The organism is Sinomonas atrocyanea (assembly GCF_030811715.1).
GTDB lineage: Bacteria > Actinomycetota > Actinomycetes > Actinomycetales > Micrococcaceae > Sinomonas > Sinomonas atrocyanea_A.
Genome location: NZ_JAUSRH010000009.1, coordinates 95,804 through 109,760, shown reverse-complemented (window position 1 = coordinate 109,760; position 13,957 = coordinate 95,804). Strand labels below are relative to the sequence as shown.

Sequence of the window (13,957 nt, the reverse complement as noted above, 5' to 3'; positions counted from 1 at the left end):
GGGGTACCTTTTCGGCTGTCGCACCAGCGGCACGATCAGGAAGGTACCCCGGTGACCACGTTGAGCCGCCCACCCGCCGAACCCCGATTCGGACGGGAGACCAAGGCCCATTCCTTCCGGGCCTGGCTGCTGCACGACCTGCAGCAGCCGCAGGCCATCCACCAGGGGCCGCACGCGATCCCCCAGGGCCATGAGAAGAAGCACCGGTGGTGGCAGGTCATGTGCCTCACCGGCGTGGACTACTTCTCCTCCCTCGGGTACGCGCCCGCCATCGCCGTGGTCGCGGCCGGGGTGCTGTCCCCGCTGGCAACAGTGGTGCTCGTGATCGTCACCCTCTTCGGCGCGCTGCCGGTCTACCGGAGGGTTTCGGTCGAGAGCCACAGCGGCTCCGGCTCCATCGCGATGCTCGAGCGCCTCCTCCCCCGCTGGGGCGGGAAGTTCTTCGTGCTGGCCCTGCTGGGCTTCGCGGCGACGGACTTCATGATCACCATGACGCTCTCCGCCGCGGACGCTGCCGCGCACCTGATCGCGAACCCGCTCGTGCCCGGGTGGCTGCAGGACCAGAACCTCGTGGTCACGCTCGTGCTGCTCGCGCTGCTCTCGGCCGTGTTCCTGCGCGGATTCAAGGAGGCGATCGGCGTCGCCGTCGTCCTCGTCGGGGTCTACCTCATCCTCAACGCCGTCCTCGTGGTCGTCACCTTCGGCCAGGCGCTCGCCCATCCCCTCCTAGTCGGCGACTGGTGGCACGCCCTCACCACCTCGCACGGGAGCCCGATCCTCATGGTGGGCGTCGCCCTCCTGGTCTTCCCCAAGCTCGCCCTCGGCATGTCCGGCTTCGAGACCGGCGTGGCCGTCATGCCCCAGATCCGCGGGGACGCGAGCGACACCGAGGAGAACCCGGCCGGGCGCATCCGCGGGACCAAGCGGCTCCTGACCACCGCGGCGCTCATCATGAGCACGTTCCTCATCACGAGCAGCTTCACGAGCGTGGTCCTGATCCCGCAGAAGGAGTTCGAGCCCGGCGGCGCCGCGGACGGCCGAGCCCTGGCCCTCCTCGCCCACGAGTACATGGGCGTGGGCTTCGGCAGCGTCTACGACATCAGCACCATCGCGATCCTCTGGTTCGCCGGCGCCTCGGCCATGGCGGGCCTGCTGAACCTCGTGCCGCGCTACCTGCCGCGCTACGGCATGGCGCCCCAGTGGACGCGCGCCACGCGGCCCCTCGTCCTGGTGTTCACGTTCGTCGCCTTCATGGTCACGCTCATCTTCCAGGCCAGCGTCGAGGCCCAGGGCGGCGCCTACGCCACCGGCGTCCTCGTCCTCATGACCTCCGCGGCCGTCGCCGTGACCCTCTCGGCGCGGCACCGCGGGCAGCGGAAGCTGACGATCGGCTTCGGGACCATCGCCGCCGTGTTCGTCTACACCACCGCCGCGAACATGATCGAGCGTCCCGAGGGCATCCAGATCGCCGCGATCTTCATCGCCGCGATCATCGTCGTCTCCTTCATCTCGAGGGCCCGGCGCTCCTTCGAGCTGCACGCGACCCAGATCCACTTCGACGAGAAGGCCATCGAGTTCATCGCCTCCGCAGAATCGGGGCCCATCCAGATCATCGCCCACGAGCCGCTCAGGCTCACGAGCCAGGCGTACCGCGACAAGCTCGCCTCCGCGAGCGAGGTCAGCCACCTCCCCCTCGACGAGAACGTCATCTTCCTCGAGGTCATCGTCGACGACTCCTCCGACTTCGAGACCGAGCTCGACGTCCACGGCGTCATGCGCCACGGCTACCGGGTCCTCGAGGTCCACGGACCCGTGGTCCCGAACACCATCGCCTCGGTGCTGCTGCACATCCGCGACGTCACCGGCCTCATGCCGCACATCTACTTCCGCTGGACCGAGGGCAACCCCGTGCGGAACCTGCTGCGGTTCATGTTCTTCGGCGAGGGCGAGATCGCCCCCGTGACCCGCGAGGTGCTCCGCCAGGCCGTCCCGGACGTCACCCAGCGGCCCTGGGTTCACGTGGGGTGAGGTCCGTGGGCTGAGGCCCGTGGGCTGAGCGGGCCCTTGCCGGGGCGCGCCGGCGGCACCGACAGTGGAGTCATGGGCCGGCTCCTGTACATGAACCTCACGTCGCTCGACGGCTACATCGCCGACCGCAGCGGCAGCTTCGATTGGGCCGAGCCTGACGAGGACGTCCACGCGGCGGTGAACGACATCCTCCGGCCCGTCGGCACCTACCTGTACGGCCGGCGGGTGTACGAGGTGATGCGCGCCTGGGCGGACCCGGTCATCGACGCCGGGCCGGCCGGCGTCGTCCGCGACTTCGCCCAGATCTGGCGGGCCGCGCAGAAGATCGTCTACTCCCGCACCCTGCCGGAGGTCACGACGGCGCGCACGCGCCTCGAGCGCAGCTTCGACCCAGCCGCGGTCCGCGCCCTCAAGGAGCACACCGACCTCGAGGTCGGCGGCGCGGGACTGGCCGCGGAGGCGTTCGGGGCGCGTCTCGTGGACGACGTGCGGCTGTTCATCGCCCCGGTCGCGGTGGGCGGCGGGACGCCCGCGCTGCCCGAGGCGAGGCTGGACCTCGACCTCGTCGACGAGCGCCGGATCGGCCGCTTCGTGTACGTGCACTACACCGTCCGCGCCTAGCCGCGAGGACCCCTCCGGAGCCCCCGGGAGGCCCCCGGATCCCGGGCGCGTCGTCCAGCAGAACATGATCTAATGCTCTGGGTGCCGTGGACGCGGCATGGATCTGAAGGCAGGGCAGTCAATGGTGGAAGCGGGCGTTCCCGAGGGTCAATACTGGTTCGTCGGGTCCTCAGGCGCCGACCAGGAGTCCCAGGACCAGGCCGAGCGGTTCATCTCGCAGGGCATCTGGGAGAACGGCTTCGAGGACCGCTACCTGGACACGGTGAAGTCGATGAAGGTCGGCGACAGGATCGCCCTCAAGTCCACCTACGTCCGCCGCACAGGCCTCCCGTTCGAGACCCACGGCCATGCCGCTGCCGTGCTGGCCGTCCGGGCCGTGGGCGTCATCACCGCCAACCCGGGCGACGGGCGCAAGATCGGCGTCGACTGGACCCGCGCCGCGCGCCCCCGCGAGTGGTACCTCTACACCGGCCGGCACACCATCTGGAAGGTCACCCCGGGCCACTGGATGCGCGAGGCGCTCCTGCGCTTCACCTTCCTCGGAGAGCCCCAGGACACCGACCGCTTCCGCAACGACCCCGCCTGGGCGAAGCGGTTCGGCGACGTCGACCCCACCCCGGAGCAGCGCTTCGAGTGGACCGCCTTCTACGAGGCGATGGCGACGGCGCTGCTCGGCTTCCGCCGCCGCCGCGGCGAACTGCTCGCCCACCTGCGGGCGATGCAGGAGCGGCACGAGGAGCTCGGCTTCCTGATGGACCGCGACTGGCGGGACAACCCCGTACCGCTGAAGGACATCTGCCCCTTCACCGTCATGGGCACGTTCAACCGGGGCGCGAGCCCGGCCAAGCGCACCGAGATCGCCGCCGACTGGGCGGCCTTCCTCCGAGTGGACGCCCCGGCGCCGACGGGCTTCGACGGCATCCCGCTGCTGAACAACCAGAACTCCTGGTTCTTCCCGCCCGCGGGCACCCGCCAGAAGGACGACATCGACAGCCTCTGGGACGTGTTCGAGGCAGCCCTGGCCGCGGCCGATTCGAGCGAGGACCACGAGCGCTTCCGCCTCGCCGCGGCCTACGACAGGGCCCGGGACATCTACCGCGTGGGCACCAAGCTCACCATGGGCCTGTTCTGGGTGCGCCCCTGGAACTACCTCCCGCTCGACGGCCGCTCCCGCCAGTACCTCAAGACCGAGCTCATGCTCGACCAGGACTTCTTCACGGCCGACGGCGCCGCGTACGTCACCCTGCTGGACACCTTGGCCTCCAAGTTCGAGGACCCGCAGTTCGCCGTCCACTCCTTCCCGGAGCTGTCCTGGACCGCCTACCTCGAGCGCTACGGCCACGGCGCGCACGCCGACTCTGGCACGGCCGGCGAGGCGCCCGAACCCGAGGACGACCCCACGCCCATGTCCCCGCAGGCGAGCTACACGGTGCGCGACATCGTGGCGGACGGCTGCTTCATCGACGAGTCCGACCTCAACGGCTACCTCGCCCGGTGGCGGTCCAAGAAGAACCTCATCCTCCAGGGCCCTCCGGGGACCGGCAAGACCTGGCTCGCCCGCCGCCTCGCGTACGCGCTCATCGGCACGCGGGACAACAAGTCCGCCCTGCGCGCCACCCAGTTCCACCCCAACTCGAGCTACGAGGACTTCGTGCGCGGCTGGCGCCCCGGCTCCGACGGGAAGCTCACCCTCGTGGACGGGCCGTTCCTGGAGATGGTCGAGCGGGCCAACGCGAACCCGGACGTCCCCCACGTGATGCTCATCGAGGAGATCAACCGCGGCAACCCCGTGCAGGTCTTCGGCGAGCTCCTGACGCTGATCGAGGCCGGCAAGCGCTCCCCGCGCGAGTCCCTCCAGCTCGCCTACCCCCGCTCGGGCACCGAGAGCGTGCACGTGCCAAGCAACCTCTACATCATCGGCACGATGAACCTCGCGGACCGGTCGCTGGCGATCATGGACCTCGCGTTCCGCCGCCGCTTCGCCTTCGTCTCGCTCGAGCCGAGCGTGAACGACGCGTGGCAGGCGTGGATGTCCGCCCGGCACGGCGTGGACTCCAAGGAGCTCGAGCTCGTGCGCTTCCGCTTCGAGGCGCTCAACGACCGCATCGCCGACGACCCGGCGCTCGGCTCCGAGTTCCGCCTCGGGCACTCGTTCGTCACTCCCCCCGCCGAGGAGCGCGTCACCTCCTTCGCGGACTGGTTCCGCGGCGTCGTCGACACCGAGATCGTGCCCACCCTCGAGGAGTACTGGTTCGACGACGCGGCGAAGGCCGAGTCGGCGTCGGCCGCGCTCCTCGAGGGCCTCGCGTGAGCCCTGCGGACCCGTCTGGTCCGGAGCGCACGACGGCGGCTGCCGACGGTTCCGTCGTCGTCGCCGGCGGGGTGCGCATCCCCGTCCGCAACGTCTGGCTCCTGCTGCTGTACGCCTCGGAGTTCTACCAGTCCGGGCCCGAGGCGTTCGACGGCATCGAGGAGTACCCCGAGAAGCTCCCCGAGCTCCTCGCCGAGCTGCTCGTCGCGAGCGCCGAGGACCGCCTGCGGAGGCCGCTCACGCCGTCGTTCAGGAAGACCTCGCGCGACCTCGCCCGGGTGCGCGGCGGCATCGACACGCTCCGCACCGAGTCCCACCAGCTGCTCTCGCGCGGGCTCGTCGCGTGCCGGTTCGAGGAGCTGACGGTGGACACGCCCCGCAACCGGCTCATCCGCACGGCGCTGGCCTCAATCGCGCGCCTGTGCGGCGACGAGGAGCTCGTGCGCCGCTGCCAGGGGCAGTCGCAGCGCCTCGCCCAGCTCGGGGTCGGCATCCTCGATGCCGGCGCGGGCCAGCGCGACCAGTCGGCGTCGGTCGCTGCGCGGCTGACCCGCAACGACCAGCAGGACCGCTCCGTGCTGCTCGCGGCCCGGCTCGCCCTGCAGCTCTCGCTGCCCTTCGGCCGCAGCAATCCCGGCCACGGGCGCGGCACCCTCGACGAGCGCCAGTTCCGCCACCTGTTCGAGCGTGCGGTGGGCGGGTTCTACGCCGTGCATGGGCGCAGCCGCGGGTGGTCCGTCCAGCGCGGGCGCAAGGTCGGATGGAAGGCCAGCGGGGCCACCCTGGGCATGGCGGCGGTCCTGCCGCACATGGTCACCGACGTGTGGATCGACGCGCCCGCCACGGGCCGCCGACTCATCGTCGACACACGGTTCACCGCGGCGATCCGGCCCGGACGTTTCGCGCGCGAGACCCTCGATTCCGGGCACCTCTATCAGCTCTACGCCTTTGTGCGGGAACAGGAGTCCGCCGCAGACCCGGCCTCCCTGGAGGCCGGCGGCCTGCTCCTGTACCCCTCCGCCGGCAGCCCGCTCGCCGAGTCGTTCCTCTCCTCGGGCCACCGCCTCGGCGCCGCGACCGTGGACCTCTCCGTCGCCTCGGTCCTCGTGCGGGAGCAGTTCATCGCGGCCGTGGCCCCCTACCTCTAGGCGCCAGGGGCTTGAGCGGATCTTGAGGCTTTCTTGTCCGCTGGCGGGCGGTGGCCTTGAAACCCGGACCGGAGAGTTGTCTCTGTCAGCCGATGGGGCTGGCGACGACAGCAGACCGGGCGCGCTGCCCGGCCCGATCAAGGGGGAGAACATGGGTCTCAGCCTCAAGTCCACGTCCGGCAAGCTTCTGGCCTCGGCCGCCCTCGTCGGCGCAGCCGCGAGCGTGGCCGGCCTCGGCACCTACGGTGCCTTCACGTCCACGACCTCCGCGAGCTCGAACGTCGCCTCAGGCACCGTCGCGGTGAACCTCGGTGCCACCGGGGCCGCGAACCGCCTGAGTGTGGGAGCCACGGGCCTCGTGCCCGGGGACAGCGTGCAGCGCGCCGTCACGCTCACGAACTCCGGGACGCAGAACCTCGCCGGCATCACCCTGGCCACCACTGCGGCGCCCTCGTCGAAGCTCGACACCGACGCCGTCAACGGCCTCCAGCTGGCGATCGATGCCTGCTCGGTCCCGTGGACCGAGGCCGGAACCTCCCCGGCCTACACCTACACGTGCTCCGGAACCGTCACCTCGGTCCTGGCCACCAAGGCCGTCATCGGGTCCAACGTTGCCCTGGCCAACGTCGGCGCCGTCACCGCAGGCCACACCGACAACCTGCGGGTCACCATGACGCTGCCCGCCGGCGCGGACAACACGTTCCAGGGCATCACCAGCACGGTGAACTTCGCCTTCACCGGCACGCAGCGCAGCGCCACCAACCAGTAGCTCCCGGCCAGCGGACACCCCAGGAAGACCTGTCATGAGCACCACCTTCCCCCCGCAGGACGCAGCAGCCGCGCTCCCGCGCCGCCGGCCCGAGCCCTCGACGGGCAGGTCCGGCGGCGGGGCGGCCGGCCCCTGGCGCAGGGCCGCACGCCGTGCGTCACGCTCCGTGCTCGCCCTCGTCTTCGCCGCGGCCGCAGCACTGTTCCTGTTCCTGGCGGTCGGGCCCCGGTTCCTCGGCTACCAGACCTCGACGATGCTGACCGGGTCCATGGCTCCGCTCATCAACCCCGGAGACGTCGTGGTGAGCGTGAAGATCCCGACCGCGCAGCTGGCGGTCGGGGACATCATCACCTACCGCATCCCCGTGGACGACCAGCGGGTTGAGACCCACCGCGTCGTCGAGGTCACCCGGAATCCCGGAGGCGCAACCGCCATCAGGACCAAAGGCGACGCCAACAACGGCGCAGACCCGTGGACGGCCGTCATCACCGACGACTCCGTCTACACCACCGCGGCCGTGATCCCGCATCTCGGCGACGCGATCCGCGCCCTGCGCTCCCCGGCCGCACGGACGGCGCTCATGGTCGGGGCCCCGGTCCTGCTCCTCGCCATCGGACTGTCCTCGATCTGGGGCCGCCCAGCGTCCACACCGCGGAACCCCGAGGCTGCGTCCCCGTCCACGAAGGGAGAGCGGAGCCATGGCACCCGATGAGCTGCCCATCCTCGAACAGACCCGCCTGCGGGACATCGCCGGCGACCTCGGCTCCGCCGCCGACGCCCTGACGTTCGCGGCGCTGTTCCTGGACCTGCTCCCCCGCAGGCTCAGGACCGTCGCCGCCGCCGTCGAAGCCGGACGCACCGACGACGCCCACGTGGCGCTGCTGAGCCTGGCGACGTCAGCCGAGATGGTCGGGGCCCTCCGGCTCGAGCAGGCCGCCCGCTGCACCGACCGGGCCGTCCGCGCCGTCGACCTCCCGTCGGCGCGGGCCTCGGTGACCGACCTGCGGCGCAGCGCGGACGCCGTCGCGCAGGCGCTCGAGGACCTCCTGGCTGGCGGCTGACCTGCCCGCAGGCGGCTCAGGCGACCGGAGGGACCATCCCGTAGCCGACCCCGCGCACGGTCCTGATGAAGCGGGAGTCCTTGCCCCGGTCGCCGAGCTTGCGGCGCAGGTTGCCGACGTGGACCTCGACGAGGTGCGCATCCGAGGCCCACTCGTCGCCCCACACCGACCGCAGCAGCATCTCCCGGGTCCACACCCTCCTCGGCGCCCCGACCAGGAGGGCGAGGAGATCGAATTCGGTCCGGGTCAGGGGCAGCTCCTCGCCGTCCAGCACGGCGAGCCGGGCGTCGACGTCGACCACCAACGCCCCGTGGGCCAGGCTCGTCCCGTCCAGGGTCCGGGCCGCGGCGGGGGCGGCCGCGGCGGCGGCCGCGTCCCGGGACGGCGCCCCGGCCGGGGCCTGCGCCGCCGTGCGGGGGCGTCGGAACATGGCCTCCACCCGGGCCTGGACGGTCCGCGGGCTGAACGGCTTGCTGATGTAGTCGTCGGCCCCGATCTGCAGCCCCATCAGCTCATCGATCTCGTCGGCCCTGCCGGTGATCATCATGACGTAGGCGTCCGAGACGGCCCGGATCCTGCGGCAGACCTCGGTGCCGTCCAGATCGGGCAGGTTCAGGTCCAGGGTGACCAGGTCGGGCGTGTGCTCGCCGACCAGACGGAGGCCCTCCGCCCCCGTCCCCGCCACCGCGACGTCGAAACCGTGCCGCTGGAGCGTCCGGGCCAGGAGGCTCTGCATGTCGGCGTCGTCCTCAATGACCACGGCGCGGCGTTCGGCGGAATCTGTCCCCATGCCACAGAGTCTCGCAGATGTTCGGGCCGCGACGGTGGCCCCTCGTTGAGCAAATCTTGAAGATGGCGGCGGGCCCGGCTTGAGGGCGTGCTGGGAGGATGGGGCCACGGCCCGAGGACTGGTAGAAGAGGGGAAGGAGACACCATGGCACTGAGGCGGATGCTGGCCGCGTTCCTCGGCGCCCTCCTCTTCCTGGCGCTGGCCCCCATGGCCGCCCTGGGCGCCTTCAACTCGACCGACTCGTCTGGCTTCACGGCGAGCACCTATCAGGTGGCCGCCCCGGCGAGTGTGGGCGCGGCCATCGCCTGCAACGGCTCCAATGGGAAGTCCGCGACGGCCACGGTGAGCGCCTACAGCGAGGTGCCGCGCGCCACCGGCTACCGCTTCGTGCTGACAGCGCCCGACGGCAGCACTGCGTCCTCGACGGTGGGACCGCCGAGCAGCGGGGCGGTCGTCCTGCCCGCACCGCTCACGCGCACCTCTACCTCGGCCGGGAACCGGATCTACACGCTGACGGTCCAAGGCCTCCTGGGCTCGTGGTCCGGGGCTGTCTGGACGCTCACGCACACCTGCTGACAGGGAGCGTCCCCCGGCCGCGGCCGCTCCTCAACGGGGCTCGCCCCGCAGCGGGAGCCGCACTGTGAAGGTGCTGCCTTCCCCCACCCTGCTCGCGCACTCGAGGGAGCCGCCGTGGCGTTCCACGACTTCCTTGGACAACGCGAGGCCGAGTCCCGCGCCCGGGATGTCCTCGCCGAGCACGCCGTCGCTGCGGCCGAAGCGGGTGAAGATGTGCACGAGGTCCTCCTCGGCGATGCCGATGCCGCGATCCTCGACCGTGACCACGGCCCACCGCCCGTCCCGCGCGGCGCGCAGCCGGACCTCGGTCCCGGCTCCGGAGTACTTGAGCGCGTTGGAGACGAGGTTGTCGACGACCCTCACCAGGCCCGTGCGGTCGGCGAGGACCATGAGCGCGCCGTCCGTCTCGGCGTGGAGCCGGATGCCCCGGACGCTCGCGCTGGCGGCGGACGACTCGGCGGCCTCACGAACGATCTCCGCGACGTCCAGCGGCAGCCGGACGGCGGCTCCGGCGCCGGTCACCGCCACCACGAGCAGCTCGTCGACCATGCTCGCCACGTGCTGGGCGTTGCGGGCGATGACCTGGATGTCCGCGCGGGAACCGTCCGAGAGATCCGGATCGTCCGCGACGAGTTCGGCGTAGCCGAGGATGTTCGCGAGCGGGGTGCGGAATTCGTGCGAGAGCGTCGAGAGGAACCTGTCCCTCGCGCGCACGGCGTGCACGACGTCGGTGACGTCCGAGGAGGCGAGCACCGTTCCCGCCAGCCCGCCGTCCGCATCGAGGAAGTCCCGGGCCGTGACCGAGACCGTGCGGGCGTCGCGGCCGCGACCGAGCCGGAAGATCTCGTGCTCCACCCGCTCGCCCGCCAGCGCGCGCTCGAGCGCCCACTGCTCGGGGGGCAGCGCCTCCTCGGAGCCGTCCCGGTAGATCATCATGCCGGTCTCCGGCCCCTCCTCCTCGGTGGGCACCGCCGCCGCGTACACCTCGACCTGCTTCGTGTTCGTGAACGTCCCGCGGCCCTCGGTGTCGATCACGACGACGCCGACGTCCACGGTCTCGAGCACCGCGTCCAGGAGCCGCTCCCGGTTCTCGGCCTGGGCCAGCAGCTCCTCCACACGCGCCTGCTGGGCCATTCCGCTCAGCGTCATCACCGAGGTGCCCACTCCCACGGCAAGGAGCATGAACGGCGCGAGGAGGTGTCCGGCCAGGACGCGCGGATCCGGGGTTCCCGCGAGGAAGAGCGGCGTCCAGACCATGGCGAGGGCTGCTGCGCCGCTGAGCGGCACCATGAGCCGGGGACGGTACCCCGAGCCCGCGACCCACATGATGGGGAACAGCGCGAGGAAGGCCAGCCCCGGGAGCCGGTCCGAGGCTGAGGCCTGCACCAGGCCGATGGGAATGAAGTCGAGGAACGGCACCACGAGGAAGGAGCCGTACGGGAGCCGCTCCCACGGCAGCGAACCGGAGAGCACGAGGAGCAGGACGGCGATCGCCTGGCCCGCGACGAAGGCGGGCTCGGTGAGCTTCTCGGGCGCCGCCGCGGCGACGACCACGAGGACGAGGAGCAGCGTGAGGTTGGCGGGCAGCTGGCTGAGCATGACCCGCCCCCGCATGCTCAGCTCGTGGAACCGGGCCCGCCCCAGCAGCAGCACATCCAGTAGCTTGACCACGTCCGCTCCCCCTTCCAGGACGCTCCCCTGCATCACCATAACGCGCGGGGCTGCGCGGTTGCCCCTGCGGTGCGGTGCGACCGCGCCGCCCCGCAGCGCCTTCTTCCGTTCCTCACCCTGAGGGGCGGACGATGGGGGCATGGGCGAGGTCACCGACTATCTCGCGGGCCTGGACGGGCCGGACGGCGCGGCGCTCAGGCACGTGTACGCCGTCGCGCTCGAGGTGTGCCCCGAGGCGGCCGAGGGGCGCAGCTACGGGATGCCTGCCCTCCTCGTCCACGGCAAGGGCTATGCGAGCGCCATGAGGGCCAAGGACCACCTCTCGGTCTTCCCCTTCAGCGGCCGCGTGCTGGGCGCCCTGTCCGACCGGCTGGAGGACTTCGACTGGGCCAAGGGGACCCTCCGCTTCACGGCGGCGCACCCGGTGCCGGACGAGGTCCTGCGTGCCATCTTCGCGGCGCGGGCGGCCGAGATCGAGGGCACCCTGAAGGCTCGAGGGAAGGGCATTTAGACCCGGCACTTTCGGGCCCCTCCCGGGTTAGCCTAAAACTTGTACAAATCAGGCATCTCGCGGGGGTGTGCGGATGGTCTTCGGAATGCGTACCGCCGGGGCCTTCCTGGCAGCGCTGGAGTCGCTGAGTTCCGGTGATGAACTGAGGAAGTACAAGCGTGCGTTCCCGCTCGCGCGGCGTGGGGGCGACAGGTTCCTCGGGGTCCCGATGGGAACCGTGTTCGAGCTCGCGCGCGCGTCCGCGGAGATGCCGCTCGACGAAGTCGAGGCCCTCCTCGACAGCCCATGGCACGAAGCCCGCGCGGGGGCGGTGAGCATCATGGACTTCCAGGCCCGCAGCCCGAGCACGCCGCCGCCGAGGCGGCGCGAGCTCTACGAGCTGTACCTGCGCCGCCACGACCGGATCGACTCCTGGGACCTCGTGGACCGTGCTGCGGTGCACGTGGTGGGCAGCTACCTCGCCGACAAGCCGCGGGACCCGCTGTACGGTCTCGCACGCTCGCCGCGGCCGAGCGAGCGGCGGACGGCGATCGTCGCGGCGACCTACTTCGTGGGGCTCGGCGATCCGCAGGATCTGTTCGAGATCGCCACCCTGCTCGCCGACGACCCGGACGAGTCGGTGCAGAAGGCCACAGGCTGGGCCCTGCGGGCCGTCGGGACGCCGGGGCTCGAGGCGTTCCTGGACCGGTGCGCGCCGCGGATGGCCCGGGTGGCCCTCAGGTACGCGGTCGAGAAGCTGCCCAGGGGCTCACGCGAGCGGTACCTCAAGGCCTCCTGAGCGTGCCCCTTCACCCGGCCGCGGTTCACTCGGCCGCGTTCACTCGGCCCGGCAGGCGCCGAGGAGCTCCGCGGCCTTGTCATGCTCCGCTTGGGTCATCCACAGCCCGTAGGCGGCCTTGACGTCGACGACGTTCACCGCGTACTCGCAGCGGAACGACCTGTTCGCGGGCAGCCAGGTCGCGAGGTCGCCGTCGCTCTTCTGCTGGTTCGCCGGGCCATCCACGGCGCGCAGGTTGGCCGGGTCGTTGGCGAAGCTGAGGCGCTTCTGGGCCGTCCACTGCTGGGCGCCCTTCTGCCAGGCGTCCGAGAGGGGCACGATGTGGTCGATCTGGACGTCCGCGGACCGCTCACCGCGCTGGAAGGCGATCGAAGCGCCGGTGTACGGGTCCTCGAGCCTGCCGGAGAGGACCACGCAGTCCCGCGTGCCGGCCTTGAACACCGGGGAGCGCAGGTCCCGCGCGAGGATGTCGTTGCGGGTGTCGCAGCCATTGTGGTCCGTGTCGGCCCATGCCTGGCCGAACTCGTTCCGGGTGTACCCGGTCTTCGGCGCACGCCCCTTCACGGGGATGGCAGCGAGCGAGGCCTTCGCGGCCGAGAGCTGCGCAGCAGGGACTCCGCCGATCTGCGACTGCGCCGTCAGCGGCGACTCGAGGCCGGGGACCTGGATGAGGCCGGCGAACCAGCCGAGCGCCGCGGCGACGAGTGCCCCGGCGGCCGCCACGCCCGCGGCCCTGCGAGGGCGCCCGCGTCGCGGAAGGCGCCGGGATGAACGCTGAAGCATGGACGGCCCCCCGCCGGTGGTTGACAAGACCGTTCCACCGTACGGGAGGCCGCCGACAATCCTGGCCTCGGGCGCCCCTATGTGGAGAGGCGCCCGCCGGGATCAGGAGTAGGCGATGTCCTTGGTGGTGTGGTCGTAGGCAATGGTGACCGGGCCGCCGTCGTGCGTCAGCTCGTGGTTGGGGCCGTCGAAGGCGCCGAACGCGCCGTAGTTCTCGTCCCAGGAGCGGTTGATCGCGATCTTGAACGCGTAGTGGCCCGCGGGGAGGTCCACGGTGCGGACCCAGCGGCGGGAGGCCGCGTCGAGGCCCATCTGCACGGCGTCCGCGCTCGGCTCCCAGTCGGCGGACGCACCCAGGTGGGATGCGAAGTCGCCGGCGATCGCCACAGACTGCGGCTGGTCGAGGTCGACGACGAGCGGCTCAGCCGCCGGGGCGGCCTGCTCGGCCGCGGGCGCCTTGGCAGCGGATGCCTTCTTGGCGGGCGCCTTGCGGGCCGCCTTCTTCTTCGCGGGTGCTGCCGTGGGGACCGGGGTGTCGGCGGGCACCGGCGTCCCGTCCGCGAGCGCGGCCGCGAGAGCCTGCCCCGTCGGGAAGGCGACCGTGGCGCGGAGGCCGTCCTCGGTGATCGCCCAGCCGCTGCGGCCCTTGACCATCCAGCCTGCCTTGACGAGCTTGGCCGTGGCAGCGGTGAGCGCCTTGTGGCCGCGCGGGATGCCGCCGGAGAGGAGCACCGCCTCGTGCTCGTCGAACGGCACGGCGGCGACCGCCGCGGTCAGGACTTCGCGGGCATCCGCCGTCTGATCAGTGAATGCCGCCTCCGCCAGCCCGTCCAGCACCGCCTTGAGACGGAGATCGAGCTTCTCTGCCGCGTTCGCGTTCCTCGCCATTGCTTCCCCTTGTTCCTTGCGT

Annotated in this window: 14 protein-coding genes; 10 read left to right on the top strand and 4 right to left on the bottom strand. The window is 71.5% G+C overall.

Annotation, left to right across the window (positions count from 1 at the left end; translation table 11 throughout):
- Positions 1–51 precede the first annotated feature (51 nt).
- From J2W21_RS14170 to J2W21_RS14140, 7 genes are all read left to right on the top strand, one after another.
- On the top strand, positions 52–2,028 hold the full coding sequence (locus J2W21_RS14170; RefSeq protein WP_307115150.1) for an amino acid transporter: 1,977 nt from the start codon (positions 52–54) through the stop codon (positions 2,026–2,028).
- Between the two features lie 72 nt (positions 2,029–2,100).
- Complete coding sequence (locus J2W21_RS14165; RefSeq protein WP_307115149.1) at positions 2,101–2,649, top strand: dihydrofolate reductase family protein; 549 nt, start codon at positions 2,101–2,103, stop codon at positions 2,647–2,649.
- A gap of 97 nt (positions 2,650–2,746) precedes the next feature.
- A complete protein-coding gene (locus J2W21_RS14160) occupies positions 2,747–4,960 on the top strand; it encodes an McrB family protein (RefSeq protein ID WP_307115148.1) in 2,214 nt (737 codons plus the stop codon).
- A complete protein-coding gene (locus J2W21_RS14155) occupies positions 4,957–6,108 on the top strand; it encodes a 5-methylcytosine restriction system specificity protein McrC (RefSeq protein WP_307115147.1) in 1,152 nt (383 codons plus the stop codon). Before J2W21_RS14160 ends, J2W21_RS14155 begins: the two co-directional genes overlap by 4 nt.
- A 151-nt stretch (positions 6,109–6,259) precedes the next feature.
- Positions 6,260–6,877: a TasA family protein gene (locus J2W21_RS14150; protein WP_307115146.1), complete on the top strand. Its 618-nt coding sequence runs from the start codon at positions 6,260–6,262 to the stop codon at positions 6,875–6,877.
- A 34-nt stretch (positions 6,878–6,911) separates the two neighbouring features.
- Positions 6,912–7,589, top strand: coding sequence for a signal peptidase I (locus J2W21_RS14145; RefSeq protein WP_307115145.1), 678 nt, complete (start codon positions 6,912–6,914; stop codon positions 7,587–7,589).
- A complete protein-coding gene (locus tag J2W21_RS14140) occupies positions 7,576–7,938 on the top strand; it encodes a hypothetical protein (RefSeq protein WP_307115144.1) in 363 nt (120 codons plus the stop codon). The genes J2W21_RS14145 and J2W21_RS14140 overlap by 14 nt, the downstream gene beginning before the upstream one ends.
- Before the next feature lie 16 nt (positions 7,939–7,954).
- Here the strand turns inward: J2W21_RS14140 and J2W21_RS14135 are convergent, their stop codons facing one another.
- On the bottom strand, positions 7,955–8,728 hold the full coding sequence (locus J2W21_RS14135) for a response regulator transcription factor (RefSeq protein WP_307115143.1): 774 nt from the start codon (positions 8,726–8,728) through the stop codon (positions 7,955–7,957).
- 144 nt (positions 8,729–8,872) lie between these two features.
- Here J2W21_RS14135 and J2W21_RS14130 point away from each other — a divergent pair, with 144 nt between their 5' ends.
- Positions 8,873–9,304 carry a hypothetical protein gene (locus J2W21_RS14130; RefSeq protein ID WP_307115142.1) on the top strand — a complete coding sequence of 144 codons (432 nt, stop codon included), beginning with the start codon at positions 8,873–8,875 and terminating at the stop codon, positions 9,302–9,304.
- Between the two features lie 30 nt (positions 9,305–9,334).
- Here J2W21_RS14130 and J2W21_RS14125 read toward each other — a convergent pair whose 3' ends face one another.
- Positions 9,335–10,975 (bottom strand): PAS domain-containing sensor histidine kinase, encoded by a 1,641-nt coding sequence (locus J2W21_RS14125; protein WP_307115141.1) that lies wholly within the window; start codon positions 10,973–10,975, stop codon positions 9,335–9,337.
- 139 nt (positions 10,976–11,114) lie between these two features.
- Between J2W21_RS14125 and J2W21_RS14120 the strand changes: the two genes are divergently transcribed.
- Entirely contained in the window at positions 11,115–11,486 is a 372-nt protein-coding gene (locus tag J2W21_RS14120) for an iron chaperone (RefSeq protein ID WP_307115140.1), read from the top strand.
- A gap of 85 nt (positions 11,487–11,571) precedes the next feature.
- Positions 11,572–12,264, top strand: coding sequence for a DNA alkylation repair protein (locus tag J2W21_RS14115; RefSeq protein ID WP_307115139.1), 693 nt, complete (start codon positions 11,572–11,574; stop codon positions 12,262–12,264).
- A 39-nt stretch (positions 12,265–12,303) separates the two neighbouring features.
- Here J2W21_RS14115 and J2W21_RS14110 read toward each other — a convergent pair whose 3' ends face one another.
- Together J2W21_RS14110 and J2W21_RS14105 are read right to left on the bottom strand one after the other, a co-directional pair.
- Positions 12,304–12,987 (bottom strand): HNH endonuclease family protein, encoded by a 684-nt coding sequence (locus J2W21_RS14110; protein ID WP_307115138.1) that lies wholly within the window; start codon positions 12,985–12,987, stop codon positions 12,304–12,306.
- Positions 12,988–13,149: 162 nt separating this feature from the next.
- A complete protein-coding gene (locus J2W21_RS14105) occupies positions 13,150–13,935 on the bottom strand; it encodes a pullulanase X25 domain-containing protein (RefSeq protein ID WP_307115137.1) in 786 nt (261 codons plus the stop codon).
- Between the last annotated feature and the right edge of the window lie 22 nt (positions 13,936–13,957).